This is a genomic window from Janthinobacterium aestuarii (assembly GCF_051380835.1).
Lineage (GTDB): Bacteria > Pseudomonadota > Gammaproteobacteria > Burkholderiales > Burkholderiaceae_D > Janthinobacterium > Janthinobacterium aestuarii.
Genome location: NZ_JBNYXU010000009.1, coordinates 67,527 through 84,219, shown reverse-complemented (window position 1 = coordinate 84,219; position 16,693 = coordinate 67,527). Strand labels below are relative to the sequence as shown.

Sequence of the window (16,693 nt, the reverse complement as noted above, 5' to 3'; positions counted from 1 at the left end):
CGCTTGGAATCCTTGCGCTAAAGCCCGCACGAGCGATCGTGCGGGCTTTTTTGTGCGCGCTCACTTCTTGCAGCGTATCGGCACGTTCACGGAATTGCCGTCCGAACTCAGGTTGCGGTACTGCAAATCTTCGCTTTCGATGGCAAAGCGGGGCACGGCGTGCACATAGCGCTGCTTGCAGACGGTGTCGTCATTGATCAGCTGGCCCGCCAGCATGTAGTCGCACAGGGCGAAGCGCGATTCCTCGTCGTCGAGGATCAGCACGCGCGCCGCGCTGTACAGGGCCGATTGCAGCACTTCCGGGCTGCAATTTTCCGGGCCCGTCAGCTTCAGATGGGTTTTTGTCTGCGTGGCCAGGCGTTGCAGCTTGACGAGGGCGGCGCGCTCTTCCTTGCGGGCACCGTCGACTTGCGCATCGCCGCTGGCCAGGCGCAGCGCCAGCGAGGCGATCTGGTCGATGGAAATATGCCAGGCGAAGCCTTCCAGCCGCGTGCGGATCTGGCCCGGCAAGGGATCGGCCGCATCGACTTCGCAGCGGTACTGGCCCAGATGGGGACGGCACAGCACGGGGATGGCAAAGGCCGAGGTGCGCTTGCCCTTGACGAATTTCTGGCTCAGGTCGCCAAAATTTTCATGCGTGATGGTATCGAAGCGGGCTTGCCCAAAGCCCATCTTGACGAGGTTTTCCTTGCGCTGGCGCGAAAACAGGGCGTCGACGGCGTCATAGATATTCTTGTTGAAGATGCGGTCCAGCGGCTGGCGCTCGTCCGACATCTTTTCGAAGACGGCGCTGGAATTGGGCGCGTTGGCATCGATGGAAATGAGGATGAAGGGCTTGCTGTTCAGGCGCGGCGGCACGACGGCCATGTCGTTGCCGTACAGCTGCGTCAGTGCCACATCCCACAGGGTTTCCACGCCCAGGTTGTCGGCCGCGCCGCCATCGAACAGGTGCACGTACGACGGCGATTCGCGCGACTCGGAACCGAGCTCCGGCACGAAGGTGTTTTTCGGGCGGAAACGCTCGAAAGTGACGGAATCGAACACGCCGGGAAAGGCGGCCGAGGTGGCCACGGCCGTGGCCAGGCGGATATCCTGGATCGGCGAATGCAGGGTGCCGTAAAAATACTCATAGGAAAACACTACGCGCTTGCCGCCATCGGTGGCGTCCGTCGCGTTGGCCAGGAAGATGGGGCCGTCGTGCGGCAAGTCCTCGTAGGTTTTCTTGTCATACAGCACATCGTCAAACACATCGGACAGGAACGAGGTACGCGTCTTGTTCGTCAACAACATCGTCGTCAGGTTGGCCGGTTTCAAAATGGTCTGGCCGAAGAAATCCGTTTTCAGCTTGCTGCGCAGCAAGGGCCAATCCGTCTGCTTGCCATGCAGCGCATAGTAGCCGCCCGCGATGGCGCCGCCCGACACGCCGGAGATGGCCGAGGCGCCGCTGACGAGGCCGAACTGTTCCAGCTGCTCCAGCGAGGCGGCCGAGAAATTGGCTGCGCGGCTGCCCCCGCCGGACAGCGCGATGCCGATGAAGTGGTCGTTGGGCACGGGATTCTGGATGCGCGCCTTGGGTGCGTCGATGCGCAGGCGCGGAGCTTCCTGCACGGTGAACATGCGGTTTTCGACGCCGCTGTTGGGGCGCAGGGCGAGTACCGTGCAGCCGCTCAGCAGCGCAGCGAGGATACATGGTGCAAACAAGCGTGGATTCATGCGTGATCTGTGCGTAGTCATTGGTTGGGATACGGACGGAAATCGTGTGCGATTCTAGCAAACTTGTCTGTGCCTGTATCTATCCTTGCAACTGGTACGCGAGGAGGGCCGCGTTGTAACCGGCATGCATCAGCATGGGTGCCAGCAGCGCGCCGCTGCGCTCGTAGGCATAGCCCGTGCACAGGCCCAGTACGAAGGCGGGCAGCATGGCGGCGGGCGGATGCAAGACGGCAAACAGCGCGGCGGCGATAGTGACCGCCTGCCAGGCCGGCAGCGAGCGGCGCAAGCCGCCCTGCAGCAAGCCGCGGAAGATGAATTCCTCGCACAGGGGCGCGGCCAGCACGCCCAGGACGAGCAGCCACAACCAGTGTCCACCGGCCGGTGGAAACGTGCCAGGCCGCAACAGGGCCGCGTAGCCGATGCCGAACAGCGCCGCGGCACAGGCGCCGACGACTCCCCAGCGCCCCGGCTGGCGGCCCTGTGCGATGCGCGGCACACCGGCCGTCCCGGCGCGCCAATACACGAGGCGCAGCAGCACATACGTGAGCGGCGCCGCCACCTGGTCCTTGAGCAGGATCAACAGCAAGGTTTGCAGAATGAAAAACAGCATGACGGCGATCAGGCCGTCGGCCGCCGTGATTCTCGCCGGCGGCGAGGCGGCGGGATCGAGCAGGTAGGGCAGCGCATCGCGCGCCTTTTGCCACAGGGCAACGGCCAGCGCGCCCATGAGCACGGCAAACACCAGTTGCTGCGCAGGGTTGCCGGCGGCCAGCGCGGCAATGTACAGGCCGGTGAGCAGCAAATACAGATACGTGTAGGTGGGGCGCACCTTGGCCGTGGTTTCCGTGGCCAGCGGATCGCTGGCAAACACACCCAGCGCCACGGCGATCATCGAGTACAAAGGGATGCCGGCCAGGGCCAGCAGCATCAGGCCCGCCGTCTGCCACGACCAGGTGGGCAGCCTGGCCAGCGCCGTACCGAACAGTATCAATGGATACAGCAGGGCCAGCGCGGCCCACAGCTGGGCCTTTTGCCGCAGTGCCTGCTCGACGGAGACGGGAAACGTGTACAGCAGCCACAGCGCGCCGCCTTCCTTGTTGAGGGTCTGGAAGGCCGACATCAGCAGCACATAAGTGCCGAGAAAAAAGCCCGTCGAGGCCAGCAGGACGGGATTGTCCAGCAGCGCGTGCAGGTCGCGCGCCTGGCCCGTAAACAGGGCCTGGCCGCCGAGGATCAGCAAGGGCATCAGCAGGGTCTGCACGAGAAAATTGCGGTCGCGCAAAAGCAACGTCAGCTCGCGCCGCTGGATCGCCGTGCCGATGCGCGGGCGCCACCGGTGTGTGGGCAATGGCGCCGCTGCCGGCTTGCGCGCTCCTTCGCGTTGTCCCTCGCCCACGACGCCGTGGCGCAACTGGCGGCGCAGGATGGCCATGCCCAGCAGCATCAACAGCAGCGTTTGCGCCAGCAGCAGAGCGGCGGGCAGCAAGGCGGCCATACCCTCGGCATTGAGCAGGCGCAACAGCAGGCCCGGCGGCGTCCAGCTGCTCCAGGCGGGCATGGCGGCCGCCCACGCATACGCGAAGCCGCCCGTGCCCATGCCGAACGACATGCCCATATACATGGGCAACAGGCCCGCCAGAGAAATTACCGCCTGCAGATTGCCCAGCCGGGATGGCGTGAGCGACAGGCGCAAACCCGTGTCGACCAGGGTGCGCAGCATGGCGGCCAGGGCCAGCAGGACGAGGCTGGCGAGCAGGCCGGACAAAGGGGACATCCAGCCCTGGCCCGAATACCAGGCGATCACGGTCGTGCTGGGCCACAGGGCCAGCAAGCCCGCCGGATTGACGAGCGTGCGTTCGAGCACGCGCGCCCACAGCAAGGTGCTTTTCTCGACGGGCAGGGTGACCAGCCATTCCAGGTCCCAGTCCGGCTTCGACAGTTCTCCCATGCCCAGCGGCAGCAGGACGCTGACCAGCCACAGCAGCGCCAACTGCAGGGTCAGCCCGCCGATCAGCGCCGCGCTGAAGGGCGTGACCATCAATTGCGCAATGACGGGATCAAGCAGGTGGCTGCCCGTGTACAGGCTGCCGCGCGCCTGGCAGGCGGCGACCTGGTCCAGCAGGCAATGCATGTTCAGTACGCTATGGCGGGCGATGCTGCCGAAGGAAAACAGCATGGGCGCGAGCAGCAATGCGCCGAGCAGCCAGCGTCCGCCACGCTTGCCCGGCGTGGCGCGACGGCTGTTATTATTTTTCTTGAAGGAAAAGCCCCGGCCACTGACGTTGAACAGGCGCTGCAGGCGCAAGCGGGTCAGCAGCCAGACGGCGCGCCAGGCGGTGGGCGGCAGCGGCGTCACGCAGAGGCCGCTTCGTCGGTCAGTTGCAGGAAGAGCTCTTCCAGGCTGCCATCGCTGGACAGCTGCTGGCGGATATCGTCGAGGCTACCCGTGGCGACCAGGGCACCCCGGTGGATGATGGCAACGCGGCTGCACAGCTTTTGCGCCATATCGAGCAAATGCGTGGACACAAAGATGGTGGTGCCGGCGGCGGCGCGGCGCAGCAAGCGTTCCTGCACGTCGCGCGAAGCACGCGGGTCGAGGCCGTTGATCGGTTCATCGAGGATCAGCACGGCCGGATCGTGTATCAGCGCGCAGGCCAGACCCAGTTTTTTCTTCATGCCCAGCGAGTAATTGACGGCGAAATCCTCGCTCGCCTCGTCAAGCCCGAATTCCGCTAGCAGGCGCGCGGCGCGGGTGGCCGCTTCCGTGCGCGAAAAACCATGCATTTCGGCCACGAATTGCAGGATTTCGCGGCCCCGCAAATAATCGTAAAAGATGGGGTTGTCGGGCAGGTAGCCCACCTTGCGCTTGACGGCGGCGCCGTCGCGGTGGCAATCGAGGCCATCGACCAGCACGCGCCCGTTGCTGGGCACGAGGATGCCCATCAGCATGCGGATGGTGGTGGTCTTTCCCGCCCCGTTCGGGCCCAGGAAACCGAAGACTTCTCCTCTGCCCACTTGCAAGGTCAGCGGCTTGACGGCCTCGAAGCTGCCGTACTGTTTGGCCAGGCCCTGGAATGCGATCATCGTGCGCCCTTCAACCGCCGAAGGCGGCCAGCAAACGACGCTCGCCGGCCGGCGTGATGCGCAGGGCGCGGCTGTCGAGTTCGCGCTCGGCCCAGCGCTGGTGCAGGGCCAGTTGCAGCAGGGCGGCTCCCAGCGCGCCGCCCAGGTGGGCGCGCCGTTCGCTCCAGTCCAGGCAGGCACAGGCGAAGCGGCGGCGCTGGCGCTGCAATTGCGGCACGTCAATGCCCAAGGCCGCCATGCCGGCCGCGCCCGCTTCCGACAGACGATATTCGCCGCCGTCGTCGAGCAGCCAGCCTTGCGCGTGCAACTGGTCGTGCATGGCGACGGCGACGGTGCCGGCCATGTGGTCGTAACAGGTGCGCGCATGGCGCAGGCGGTCCGGTGTCGAGGGCGTAAACGGCGTTGCCGGCACGCCGGCCACCACCAGCAGCGCTTCGAGCGCCCGCGCCACCTCCGTACTGGCCAGCCGGTAATAGCGGTGCTTGCCCTGCGCCACCATGGACAGCAAGCCGTCGTCGCGCAGCCGGCTCAAATGGGCGCTGGCCGTCGAGGCGCCCACTTCGGCCAGCGTCGACAATTCCGTGGCTGTGCGCGCATGGCCATCGAGCAGGCTGCACAGCATGCGCGCGCGGGCCGGTTCGGCGATGGCGCCGGCCAGTTGCGCCAGGCCCATGTCGGCCGAGGGAAGTTTGTCATCCATGATTCGTTCGCTGGCGAAGTGTTGTGGTGGAAGGACCAGCATACTCGTGTCCCTACTTCACTGCAATGGAATGCGCATGCATCTCGCCGACCCCGCCGACCCTTTTTCAGCCGTCACCCACGCGGTGCCGTATGACTACTATCGCCGCCTGGCGGACGGTCCGCCGCTGCGTTTCGATGCCTCACTCGATTGCTGGCTGGCGACGGGCGCGGCCGGCGTGCGCGCCGTGCTTGAGCATCCTGCTTGCCGCGTGCGCCCTGCCGGCCAGCCGGTGCCAGACACTCTGGCAGGCACGCCGTGCGGCGCGATTTTTGGCGAACTGGTACGCATGAACGATGGCGAACGGCATGTCGTGCCGAAACAGGTGCTGGCGCGCGCGCTGGGCCAGGTGGACGTGGTTCGCCTGCACGAGCAGGTGATGCATATGGCCAGCGACCGCGTGCCCGCCAGCGCCATCCAGCTCAACGAGGCGATTTTTCAACTGCCCCTGTTCGCCATGGCCCACTTGTTGGGCTTTGCGCCAGCGCAATGGCCGGCGCTGGCCGCCTGGACGCGTGATTTCGTCGCCTGCCTGTCGCCGCTGAGTAATGGTGAACAGCTGGCTGGCGCGCAGGAAGCGGCCGATTCCCTGCTGCAAGGCTTTGGCCACTTGCTGTGCGAGGGCAACGCGAGGCCGGGCAGCCTGCTGGCCAGTATCATGGCAGAGACCGATGCCATGGGGCGCGGCTTGCTGGCCAACCTCGTTGGCTTGCTGTCGCAGACGTGCGACGCCACGGCCGGCTTGCTGGGCAATGCCGTCGTGGCCTTGCGCACGCAGCCGGAGTTACTGCCGCAACTGCGCGCATCGCCTGAGCGGTGGCCGGCCATGCTGCGCGAAGTCAGCCGGCATGATCCCTCGATCCACAATACGCGCCGCTACACGGCGGACGCTGTGGCATTCGATGGCGTGCGCGTACCCGTTGGGCAGATGATCGTCGTCGTGCTGGCCAGCGCCGGCCATGCGGCGTTGGGCTTTGGCCATGGGCGCCACGTCTGCCCGGGCCAGTCCATCGCGCACGCCATCGCCGCAGCTTGTTTGCAGGCGTGGGCCGACAGGCTGGAAGATTTGCCGCTGGCGTGGCGCTATCAAGCGTCGCTGAACGCCCGCATCCCCGTGTTTACGCAAGGAGCCAGCGCATGATCGCCGTGATTTTTGAAGTCTGGCCCAGTGCAGAAGGGCGCCAGCAGTATCTGGATCTGGCCGCCGCGCTGCGTCCCTTGCTTGATGAAGTCGATGGTTTCATTTCCATCGAGCGCTTCAGCAGCCTCAGCGATCCAGACAAATTGCTCTCGCTGTCTTTCTTTCGCGACGAGGCGGCGCTGGCGCAGTGGCGGCAGCTGGAAGCGCACCGCGCGGCGCAATTGGCTGGCCGGCAGGGCGTGTTTGACGATTACCGCTTGCGCATCGCCGCCGTCGTGCGCGATTACGGCATGCTGGAGCGGCAACAGGCGCCGACCGACAGCCGCCAGCGCCACGATGCCTAGCGCTTAGCGGGGCAGCGCGCCCTGCGTGATCTTGACCTTGACCCGGTAGCTCGGCTGTTCCGCGTTCAGGGCGGGTGGCGTGGCCGGGTCGACGTCGAGCAAAGTGAACGTCAGGTGGTTGACGGTGACGGAACTGGAAGCGCCCGGCATGGAATCGGACAGCACGATGTCGGTGCTGCCTGCGCTGTTGAGCAAACTGAAACTGTAGCTGACGTAGCCTTTCCATACGCACACGGCGCCTTTGCGGCAGCGGCTGTCGTTGACGCGCTCGAGTTTCAGGGTATCGGTGGCCGTGATGGCGACCTGTTCGCCCGGCGAGAGCACGTGGGTGACGCTGCGCGGCGTGTTTTCCGCGTCGCCGGCGCTGCCGGCCGCGCCGCAGCCGGCCAGCACGGCCAGACAGACGATGAGCAGGGGAAGCAGCACGGTGCGGTAAGAGCGGGTCAGGTAATGCATGTTTTTCCTTTCAGGTAGAGCGTCCCGGGCGTGCTTGTTCACGCGTGGGATAAAATGATAGTAGCAAAATGATATTTTTCTGGCGCACTATTGGCGTGCTGCCGATGAATTCACGCGCCGGCCACGCGGCGCGCCGATTACTGCGTAAAATGGCTGTTTTGAAAATCAGGAAACAACCATGAAAAAAACCGACCTGGCCAAAAGCGATGCCAAGAAACTGATGGGAAAGATGAATGTTCCCGGCGCCGGTGCATTCGGTAAGGAAGCGGTGGTCGTCGACCGCCGCGAGCAGCGCAAGCGCGATCAGGCCCTGGGCCTGGTGCCATTCGCCGTCAAGCTGAACAGCGATCTGGTCTTGCAATTGCAGACCCTGGCCAAGGAGCGCGGCGCGGATCTGAATGAATTGGTCGCCGAAGTCCTCGTCAAGGGCTTGGCCGCAGCTTAATGGGCTGCCATGTTTATCTGTTGATAAACATCAACTTGTAAAACTAAAAGGCGCCTTGCGGCGCCTTTTGCATTGCGGCATTGCTTGCGATTACACCCAGGCGGCCAGGGCGCCCTTCATTTTTTTCAGCGCCGCCACTTCGATCTGGCGGATGCGTTCGGCCGATACGCCGAACTCTTCTGCCAGTGCGTGCAGGGTAGCGCCCGAACCGTCGTCGTTGGCCAGCCAGCGCGCTTCGATGATGCGGCGCGAACGGGCGTCGAGCTTGCTCAAGGCCGTTTCCAGGCCTTCCGATTGCAGGCGCGTCACTTGTTCCGCTTCCAGCACCTTGGTCGGCTCGCTTTGCTCCGACGACAGGTAGGCGATCGGCGAAAACTTGTCGTCTTCATCGTCGGTCGGCGATTCCAGCGCGATGTCGCGGCCGCTCAAGCGCGTTTCCATCTCGATCACTTCTTCGCGCTTCACGTCGAGCAGCTTGGCCAGCGCATCGATCTGCTTCGGCGTCATCGCGTCCAGGCCCGTCTTGTGGCTGCGCAGGTTGAAGAACAGCTTGCGCTGTGCCTTCGTCGTCGCGACCTTGACCAGGCGCCAGTTTTTCAGGATGTACTCATGCATCTCGGCTTTCACCCAGTGCATGGCGTACGACACCAGGCGCACGCCCTGGTCCGGATCGAAACGTTTCACCGCTTTCATCAAGCCGATATTGCCTTCCTGAATCAGGTCGGCATGCGGCAAGCCATAGCCCAGATAGCCGCGGGCAATCGAGACCACCAGGCGCAGGTGCGACAGCACCAGCTCTTGCGCGGCGGCCAGGTCATTTTTTTCGCGCAGGCGTTTCGCCAGCGAAATTTCTTCGTCGTGGGTCAACATGGGCAGGCGGTTCACGGCCGAAATATAGGCATCGATATTGCCCAGATTGCCAGTGAAACCGAGGCCCAGCGCATTACTTTTGGTCGGAACCAATGCGGACGTTGCAGACATCATAGTCATGTTTTCTCCCTCGTAGTCTTGCTTTGTTCCAGTTGGCCACGTCACGCGACGCGGTCCTCTTGTCTGTTCGTTTTTGTGTATTCGGTCTTGCACTTTGCAGAGCGCGGCACCATCTTCATCTGGCGTCCATGGCGCTTCTGCCTTTGGTATGTCCCTATATTAGCACTCTCTGCATGAGAGTGCCAATCAGCACATTTAATCGTCCTGATAGCCTAAATGCTATGATGATTTAATGCTTGATATATATCCAGATAGCGCTTTAGGACAACGTGGTTAGTCTACGGCCTTTGGCTGAAGCGAGCCTTAAGAATACTTGCTTAATATCAAGATAACAGCAGTATGGGGGACGCATGGCGGCAGCGAAGGCGCCGCCATGGAAGTGACAATCAGTTCAGGCGTGCCAGGTGGCGCTGTACGCAGAGGAAGGCCCCGATCAGGCCCAGGCCGGCGCTGACGGCCAGCAGGCCCGCCATCGGCAGTGGCGCCAGCGGCACCAGCTGGAATTCGGACGCATACAGGCGGGCAAATTCGGCAATCGCGGTATTCAGCGGTTGCAAGGCCAGCGCCACGGCGCCCAGGGCCAGCGCGCCGGCGCACAGGCCCAGCAGGGCACCCGTGTAATAGAAGGGGCGGTGGATGAAGGTGTCCGTGGCGCCGATCAGTTTCGAGATGCTGATTTCATCGCGCTGCTGCATCACCTGCAGGCGGATGGTATTGAAGACCACGGCGATCACGGCCACGCCCAGGGTAATGGCCAGCAGCAGCAGCACCAGGCGCAGCACGCCCAGCAGGGCCGCCAGGCGCTTGACCCAGGCCGAATCGACTTGCGCCGATTCCACGCCGGGCAAATGGCGCAGCTGTTCCGCGACGGCATCGACATCCTGTGCTTCGCTGGCGCTGCTGAAGGCATCGAGCTTCAGCACATAGCTGTCGGGCAAGGGATTGTCGCCCAGAGTGCTCAGCACATCGGCCAGGCCATTCTTGTTTTTCAGGGTGTCGAGCGCCTGTTCGCGCGGAATGAAGACGATTTTCGCCTTCTGCTCGCCCACGATCTTGCGCATGGCGCTGGCCAGGGCCACGGCTTGCTCGCGCGGCGTGTCGATCTTCAGGAAGACGCTGATTTCCGGATCGACCGACATCTGTTCCGACATCGGGCGCACGTTGTCGAGCATGGTCAAGCCGGCGAACGGCAGCGACAGGGCAATGGCGACGACGAGCACGTTCAACAGGAAGCCGCCCGGCGACTTGCGTAAATGAATCAGCGCCGAGCCCAGGGCGAAGCGGTGTTGACGGAACCAGCCTCTCATGGTTGTTCTCCCTGCGCGTCGTCCAGGCCGGGGGACGGCGCAAAATCGGGATCGGGCGGGGCGAAGACGGGCGCTTGCGTGGCCTTGTCGATGGCGACCAGCTGGCCGTTTTTCAGGTGGATCACGCGGGCGGCGGCGTCAAGCATCTGTTCGTCATGGCTGGAAATGAGGCAGGTTACGCCCACGGAATGGAATGCTTTCAGGGCGTCGAGCACCTTGTTGGCGCTGGCGCGGTCCAGGTTGGCCGTCGGCTCGTCGGCCAGGATGATCTGCGGCCGGTTGACGATGGCGCGCGCGATCGACACGCGCTGCTGCTCGCCGCCCGACAACGACAGCGGACGCGCCATGGCGCGGTCCAGCAATCCCACCTTGTCGAGTGCGGCGCGCGCGCGCTGCTCGGCGGCTGCCTTGTGCGCGCCGACGACGAGCAGCGGCAGCATGACGTTGGCCAGGATGGAGCGGTCGTTCAATAACTTTTGCTGCTGGAAGATCAGGCCCATGTTGCGGCGCAGGAAGGGCACGCCGGCCGGCTTGATCTTTGCCATGTCCTGGCCATTGACGATCAGCTTGCCCGACGTGGGGCGTTCCATGGCAGCGATCATTTTCAGCAGGGTGGATTTGCCGGCGCCGGACGGGCCGGCCAGAAACACCAGCTCGCCCTTGGCAATACTGAGCGAAATGTCGCTGAGCGCCACGGCATCGGGGGAGTATTGCTTGGAGACGTGCTGAAATTCAATCATGTAGGTAGGCTTATCCGAGCAGCGCTTCGACAAATTCGGCAGCCACGAAAGGCTGCAAGTCTTCAATTTTCTCACCGATGCCGATGAAATACACGGGTACGGGACGTACGCGGGCAATTGCCGCCAGCACGCCGCCCTTGGCGGTACCGTCCAGCTTGGTGATCACCAGGCCGCTCAACTGCAGGGCATCATCGAAGGCCTTCACTTGCGTGAGGGCGTTCTGGCCCGTGTTACCGTCGATGACGAGCAGGGTTTCATGCGGCGCGCCATCCATGCCCTTGCCGATCACGCGCTTGATTTTCTTCAATTCTTCCATCAGGTGCAACTGCGTCGGCAAGCGTCCGGCCGTGTCGACCATGACCACGTCGATGCCGCGCGCCTTCGCCGATTGCACGGAGTCGTAGGCCACGGCTGCCGGGTCGCCCGATTCCTGCGAAATCACGGTAACGTTGTTGCGCTCGCCCCAGACCATCAACTGTTCGCGCGCGGCGGCGCGGAAGGTGTCGCCGGCGGCCAGCAGCACGGACTGGTTGTTCGACTGCATGTGCTTGGCCAGCTTGCCGATGGTGGTGGTCTTGCCGGCGCCATTCACGCCGGAAATCATCATCACGAGCGGCTTGTGGCGGCCCAGCTCGAAGCGCTTTTCCAGCGGCGAGAGCAGCTCGATCAGCAGCACTTTCAAGGCGGCCTTGACGGCGGCGGCGTCGAGCAGCTTGTCTTCCTTGACCTTTTTCTTCAATTCCGTGAGCAGGAATTCCGTGGCGTCGATGCCGGCGTCCGACATCAGCAGCGCCGCTTCCAGCTCTTCGTACAGGGCGTCGTCGATCTTCGCGCCGACGAACAGCACGGACAAGGTGTTCGAGGTTTTCGACAGGCCGGCCTTCAGGCGCGTCATCCACGATTTTTTCTCGGGTTCGGCGGCCACGATCACGGGTACGAGCTCGGCCGGCGCGCCGCTCAGGGGCGTAGCGGCAGGCTGCGGTGCAGGCGGCGTGGCGGCGGGAAGGACGAGGGGCTCGGCTGGCGCAGCCTCGGGAGCGATGGGTTTTTTCTTGAAGAAACTAAACATGGATGTGTGGTGGCGGGTGCTGACCTAAGGCCCGGCGGCGCCGGACACTGTGTTACGGGCTATTCTACCAGAGCGCGCCCGGCCCTTCATGCTTTACTGTTCGATTGGCAACATTGCGCGGCTATCCACGGAGATCGCCGCAGTTGCCGCGCTTTCCAGCCGGTTCAGTGGGTTTGCAGGGCCAGCGCCTGATGGCGGCGGCGCCAGTCGGCGATGCTTTCCTCGACTTGCCGCAAGTCCAGCACGTGCAAAAAGGCTGGCGGCTGCTTGTACAGCACGGGACTGCGTCCGCCGGCCCACAATTCCATCTCTGGCGGCAAGCTTGCATGCAACTGCTGCAGGCTGTCGCGCGTCTGCCGTTGCTTGCTGGCGCTGGAAAACGATAGCGCCACGATGTCGGCCCGCTGCGCGCGGGCGGCCGCGACGATGTCCGTCAGCGGCGTTTCCACCCCCAGCGACATGCAGTGGGCGCCGGCCGCCGCGCACAGCGCCTCGGCCATCAGCAGCCCCAGGCCATGACGCTCCTGCGGCAAGGTGCTGAGGACGATGCGCGGCGTGCGCGTGGACGGGCTGCTTGCTTGCGGAAGGGAAAAGATGGCGTGGCGCATCACCGTTTGCAAGGTTTCGCTATACAGATGCTCTTCATACACGGCCAGGTCGCCGCAAGCCCACGCTTCTCCCACCATGCCCGTGAGGGGGGCGATCACGTCGATGGTGAACGCTTTCAAGCCCAGCACGGCCAGCGCCTGGCGCAGGGCATCGCCCAGTTCCGTCATTTGGTGGCCACGGCACAGCGACAGGTAGTGTTCGAGCTGGGGGGCCGGCGTTGGCGGCGCCGCGCTGCCGGCGCTGACCAGCTGCTGCAGTTGCACGGTGCTGTGCTGCATGATTTTGCCCGGACGAAATCCAAGGTCCAGCAGGCGCTTGACCATGCGCAACTTCTGCACTTGCTCGGCCGGATAGCTGCGCTCGCCAAATGCGTCGCGCTGGGGCTGGGGAAAGGCGTAGCGGCGCTCCCACACACGCAAGGTTTCCTTGGCCAGCCCGGTATCGCGCTCGACATCGCTGATGCTGAAGGCGGAAGTAGGTTGCAGGTCAGTATCCATACCAGGGGGCTTGCTCGCATGCAAAAAGAACGTGGAGTGCATTTTACGCCTTCCGCCACCCCGGACCAAATAGCTGAATCCGATTGAAAATTGCCTACGTATAAGTTTCTGAACGGCTGAGAGCGCTCATTGACATAAATCAATATTTCATCGATTATCCAAGAGGCTTATTTGTCCAGGACAAACTTAATACAGGTGCACTCATGAAAATTGCCGTCGTCGGAGCAGGAATCGCAGGATTGTCGTGTGCCTATCGCTTGGCGCAGGCGGGCCAGGACGTTTCCTTGTACGAGGCGGGCGACTATTTTGGCGGCCACAGCCATACGGTGGACGTCACGCTCGATGGCGTCACGCATGGCGTCGACACGGGTTTTCTCGTGTTTAACCACGCCACCTACCCGAACCTGGTGCAACTGTTTGACGAACTCGGTGTCGAGGCGGCCGACAGCGACATGTCGTTCTCCGTCAAAATGCCGCTGGGTACGGCATCCGATGCGCGCGTGCTGGAATGGGCAGGCGCGAATTTCGATACCGTGTTTACCCAGCGCAGCAACCTGCTGCGCCCCGCCTTCCTGCGCATGCTGCGCGATATCGTGCGCTTCAACCGCCAGGCCAGCGCCCTGGCCCTGGCCACGGCCACGGCCAGCGTGCCGGCGCCGGCCATGTCGCTGGGCGAATACCTTGACCTGCATAACTATGGCGACGAGTTCCGCCACTGGTATCTGCTGCCGATGGCCGCCTGCATCTGGTCGTGCCCGGCGCGCCAGATGCTGGCCTTTCCCTTGGCCACGTTCATCCGTTTCTGCCACAACCATGGCTTGCTGCAAGTGAGCGACCGTCCGCAATGGCGCACGGTGCGGGGCGGATCGCGCGTGTACGTGGAAAAATTGCTGGCGGGCATCCCGCAGCAGCGCCTCGCTTGCCCCGTGCTGGCCGTGCGCCGCCAGCCGCACGATGGCGCGCGCATGGTCGAGCTGCACACGGCCGCCGGCGTCGAGCATGTCGATCACGTCGTGCTCGCTTGCCACAGCGACCAGTCGCTGTCCCTGCTGGGAGATATCCGCGACGACGAGCGCTCCGTGCTCGAAGCCGTGCGTTACCAGCCCAACCGCGCCGTGCTGCATACGGATGCGTCTTGCCTGCCGCAGCGCCGCAAGGCCTGGTCGGCCTGGAATTACCAGGGCAGGCCGGCCGCGCACGGCGATGCGCCGCAAGTGTGCGTGCATTATTTGCTGAACCAGCTGCAACCCTTGCCCTTTACCACGCCCGTCATCGTGTCGCTCAATCCGCTCGACGAGCCTGCTCCATCGACCATCATCGACGAATTTTCGTATGCCCATCCCGTGTTCGATGGCGCGGCCATTGCCGCCCAGGCGCGCCTGGCCGGTTTCCAAGGCGCGCAGCACACGTGGTTCGCGGGCGCCTGGACGGGCTATGGTTTCCATGAGGACGGCTTGAAGTCGGGCCTGGCCGTGGCGCAAATACTCAATGGCATGGCGGCGGCGGAGCTTGGCCATGCCGCGTGATCCATCGCCGCCCGTGGCACCACAGCCCCAGCTGTGCCTGGGACGGGTGCGCCATGCGCGGCTGCGCCCGCGCGCGCATGCTTTTGCTTACGGCATGTTTTATCTGCGTCTGCCCTTGCGCAGCATGGGGGCGCGCGATTTTCCTGCCCGTTTGATGTCGCGCAACGGCGCCAATGTGCTGTCCTTCCGCGACAGCGACCATGGCGATGGCGCGACGCCGCTGCTGGACTGGATCGATGGCTTGCTGCGTGAACATGGCGTGCTGGACGCGGGCGGTGAAATCTGGCTGCAAACCATGCCGCGCATGTTCGGCTATGTCTTCAACCCCGTCAGCTTCTGGTTTTGCCACCGCCCGGATGGCGCGCTGCGCGCCGTGGTTTGCGACGTGCGCAATACCTTCGGCGAGCGCCACCTGTACCTGCTCGAGCAGGGCGGCGCCATCGCGTATGGCAGCGAGTTGCGCGCCAAAAAAATTTTCCACGTCTCGCCATTTTGCAAGGTGGAAGGAAATTATCGTTTCCATTTCCTGCGCAACGGCGAGCAGGGGCGTGAGCGCCACCTGGCCAAGGTCGATTACGACGACCTCGACGGTCCGCTGCTGCAGACGAGCTTGTCCGGCACGGCGCAGCCGCTGCGCGATGGCGCCATCGCCTGGGCTCTGCTGTGCTATCCCCTGATGACGTTTGGCGTGATGGCGCGCATCCATTGGCAAGCCTTGCGCCTGTGGCTGCGCCGCGTGCCGTTTTTCAGCAAACCCCTTCCACCACAAGAAAAGGTGTCCCGATGAGCTCCGATTCCCTGCCGACCAGCCTGCAGGCGCGCGCCTGCGTCCGTCCCGACCACACGGCCGATCACACGCACCTGGACGTGCCCGCTTCCGGACGCGTGATCTTGCGCTTGCTGGAAAAATTGCAGCATGGCGCCCTGCGCCTGCGCACGCCTGACGGCAGCATCTTGCTGTACGGCGACGGCAGCCACCCCGTTACCCTGGATCTGCAGAACTGGCGCTTGTGCTCGGCCGTCCTGCGCTCGGGCGACATCGGTTTTGCGGAAACGTTTATTGCCGGCGACTGGCGCACGGACAATTTGCCGGGCTTGATCGAGCTGATGATACGCAACCGCGCGCAGATTGAATCGCTGATCTATGGCAACTGGTGGGGCAACCTCGTCTACAAACTGCGGCATTTTCTCAACCGCAATTCGCGGGCAGGCAGCAAGAAGAATATTCACGCCCATTACGACATCGGCAACGCCTTTTATCAGTTGTGGCTCGATCCGTCGATGACGTATTCGAGCGCGCTATTCACCGAAGGCGCCAGCCTGGAGCAGGCGCAAGAAGCCAAATACCGGCGCATCGCCGATCAGCTGCAACTGCAGCCGGGCGCCAGGGTGCTGGAAATCGGTTGCGGCTGGGGTGGCTTTGCGGAAACGGCCGCGCGCAGCTACGGCGCCCACGTGACGGGCCTCACCTTGTCGACCGAACAGCTCGCTTATGCGCGCCAGCGCCTGCAGGAGGCGGGGCTGGCGCAGCAGGCTGATTTGCAACTGTGCGATTACCGTGACAGCGCCGGCCAGTACGACGCCATCGCGTCGATCGAAATGTTCGAAGCCGTGGGGCAAAGCTACTGGCCCGGCTATTTCGAATGCGTGGCGCGCAACCTGAAGCAGGGCGGACGCGCCTGCATCCAGACCATCGTCATTGCCGATGACTTGTTCGAGCGCTACAGCAAGAGCACGGATTTTATTCAACAGTACATTTTCCCGGGCGGCATGCTGCCTTCGCCGGCCGAGTTTCGCCGCGCCGCCGAGGCGCAGGGCTTGCGCGTGGAAGACGCCTTCAGCTTTGGCCTCGATTACGCGGGAACCTTGCGCCAGTGGCGCGCCAGCTTCCTGGCCCAGCGCACGGCGCTGGAAAAGCAGGGTTTCGATGGCCGCTTCCTGCTGACCTGGGAGTTTTACCTCGCGTATTGCGAGGCCGCCTTCCAGGCGCACAACACGGATGTGATGCAATTTACCCTGATCAAGGACTGACC

The 16,693-nt window shown here is 63.7% G+C and carries 16 protein-coding genes; 6 read left to right on the top strand and 10 right to left on the bottom strand.

Annotation, left to right across the window (positions count from 1 at the left end; genetic code table 11):
• Positions 1–60: 60 nt before the first annotated feature.
• From ACQ4WO_RS21925 to ACQ4WO_RS21910, 4 genes are all read right to left on the bottom strand, one after another.
• Positions 61–1,713, bottom strand: coding sequence for a patatin-like phospholipase family protein (locus ACQ4WO_RS21925; RefSeq protein WP_436483244.1), 1,653 nt, complete (start codon positions 1,711–1,713; stop codon positions 61–63).
• A gap of 79 nt (positions 1,714–1,792) precedes the next feature.
• Complete coding sequence (locus tag ACQ4WO_RS21920) at positions 1,793–4,069, bottom strand: CPBP family intramembrane glutamic endopeptidase (RefSeq protein ID WP_436483243.1); 2,277 nt, start codon at positions 4,067–4,069, stop codon at positions 1,793–1,795.
• Positions 4,066–4,797 carry an ABC transporter ATP-binding protein gene (locus tag ACQ4WO_RS21915; RefSeq protein ID WP_436483242.1) on the bottom strand — a complete coding sequence of 244 codons (732 nt, stop codon included), beginning with the start codon at positions 4,795–4,797 and terminating at the stop codon, positions 4,066–4,068. The genes ACQ4WO_RS21920 and ACQ4WO_RS21915 overlap by 4 nt, the downstream gene beginning before the upstream one ends.
• A 10-nt stretch (positions 4,798–4,807) precedes the next feature.
• Positions 4,808–5,497 carry an ArsR/SmtB family transcription factor gene (locus tag ACQ4WO_RS21910; protein WP_436483241.1) on the bottom strand — a complete coding sequence of 230 codons (690 nt, stop codon included), beginning with the start codon at positions 5,495–5,497 and terminating at the stop codon, positions 4,808–4,810.
• 76 nt (positions 5,498–5,573) lie between these two features.
• Here ACQ4WO_RS21910 and ACQ4WO_RS21905 point away from each other — a divergent pair, with 76 nt between their 5' ends.
• Positions 5,574–6,677, top strand: a complete 1,104-nt coding sequence (locus ACQ4WO_RS21905) for a cytochrome P450 family protein (protein ID WP_436483240.1) — start codon at positions 5,574–5,576, stop codon at positions 6,675–6,677.
• Positions 6,674–7,021 carry an antibiotic biosynthesis monooxygenase family protein gene (locus ACQ4WO_RS21900; RefSeq protein ID WP_436483239.1) on the top strand — a complete coding sequence of 116 codons (348 nt, stop codon included), beginning with the start codon at positions 6,674–6,676 and terminating at the stop codon, positions 7,019–7,021. Before ACQ4WO_RS21905 ends, ACQ4WO_RS21900 begins: the two co-directional genes overlap by 4 nt.
• A gap of 3 nt (positions 7,022–7,024) precedes the next feature.
• Here the strand turns inward: ACQ4WO_RS21900 and ACQ4WO_RS21895 are convergent, their stop codons facing one another.
• A complete protein-coding gene (locus tag ACQ4WO_RS21895; RefSeq protein ID WP_436483238.1) occupies positions 7,025–7,477 on the bottom strand; it encodes a hypothetical protein in 453 nt (150 codons plus the stop codon).
• 178 nt (positions 7,478–7,655) lie between these two features.
• On the opposite strand from ACQ4WO_RS21895, the gene ACQ4WO_RS21890 reads away from it, so the two are divergent.
• Positions 7,656–7,922 carry a hypothetical protein gene (locus ACQ4WO_RS21890; RefSeq protein WP_034748940.1) on the top strand — a complete coding sequence of 89 codons (267 nt, stop codon included), beginning with the start codon at positions 7,656–7,658 and terminating at the stop codon, positions 7,920–7,922.
• A 90-nt stretch (positions 7,923–8,012) separates the two neighbouring features.
• On the opposite strand, the gene rpoH is transcribed toward ACQ4WO_RS21890, so the two are convergent.
• From rpoH to ACQ4WO_RS21865, 5 genes are all read right to left on the bottom strand, one after another.
• Entirely contained in the window at positions 8,013–8,906 is an 894-nt protein-coding gene (gene rpoH / locus ACQ4WO_RS21885; RefSeq protein ID WP_034748938.1) for an RNA polymerase sigma factor RpoH, read from the bottom strand.
• 392 nt (positions 8,907–9,298) lie between these two features.
• Positions 9,299–10,219, bottom strand: a complete 921-nt coding sequence (gene ftsX / locus ACQ4WO_RS21880; protein WP_070222518.1) for a permease-like cell division protein FtsX — start codon at positions 10,217–10,219, stop codon at positions 9,299–9,301.
• Entirely contained in the window at positions 10,216–10,959 is a 744-nt protein-coding gene (locus ACQ4WO_RS21875) for a cell division ATP-binding protein FtsE (RefSeq protein ID WP_338680861.1), read from the bottom strand. The genes ftsX and ACQ4WO_RS21875 overlap by 4 nt, the downstream gene beginning before the upstream one ends.
• A gap of 10 nt (positions 10,960–10,969) precedes the next feature.
• Positions 10,970–12,028, bottom strand: a complete 1,059-nt coding sequence (gene ftsY, locus ACQ4WO_RS21870; protein ID WP_436483237.1) for a signal recognition particle-docking protein FtsY — start codon at positions 12,026–12,028, stop codon at positions 10,970–10,972.
• A gap of 164 nt (positions 12,029–12,192) precedes the next feature.
• Positions 12,193–13,134, bottom strand: coding sequence for a MerR family transcriptional regulator (locus ACQ4WO_RS21865; protein WP_436483236.1), 942 nt, complete (start codon positions 13,132–13,134; stop codon positions 12,193–12,195).
• A gap of 203 nt (positions 13,135–13,337) precedes the next feature.
• Here ACQ4WO_RS21865 and ACQ4WO_RS21860 point away from each other — a divergent pair, with 203 nt between their 5' ends.
• The 3 genes from ACQ4WO_RS21860 to ACQ4WO_RS21850 are packed head-to-tail and all read left to right on the top strand — an operon-like array spanning position 13,338 to position 16,691.
• On the top strand, positions 13,338–14,660 hold the full coding sequence (locus tag ACQ4WO_RS21860; RefSeq protein ID WP_436483235.1) for an NAD(P)/FAD-dependent oxidoreductase: 1,323 nt from the start codon (positions 13,338–13,340) through the stop codon (positions 14,658–14,660).
• Positions 14,650–15,447 carry a DUF1365 domain-containing protein gene (locus ACQ4WO_RS21855; RefSeq protein WP_436483234.1) on the top strand — a complete coding sequence of 266 codons (798 nt, stop codon included), beginning with the start codon at positions 14,650–14,652 and terminating at the stop codon, positions 15,445–15,447. The genes ACQ4WO_RS21860 and ACQ4WO_RS21855 overlap by 11 nt, the downstream gene beginning before the upstream one ends.
• Complete coding sequence (locus tag ACQ4WO_RS21850; RefSeq protein ID WP_436483233.1) at positions 15,444–16,691, top strand: class I SAM-dependent methyltransferase; 1,248 nt, start codon at positions 15,444–15,446, stop codon at positions 16,689–16,691. The genes ACQ4WO_RS21855 and ACQ4WO_RS21850 overlap by 4 nt, the downstream gene beginning before the upstream one ends.
• The last annotated feature ends 2 nt before the right edge of the window (positions 16,692–16,693 follow it).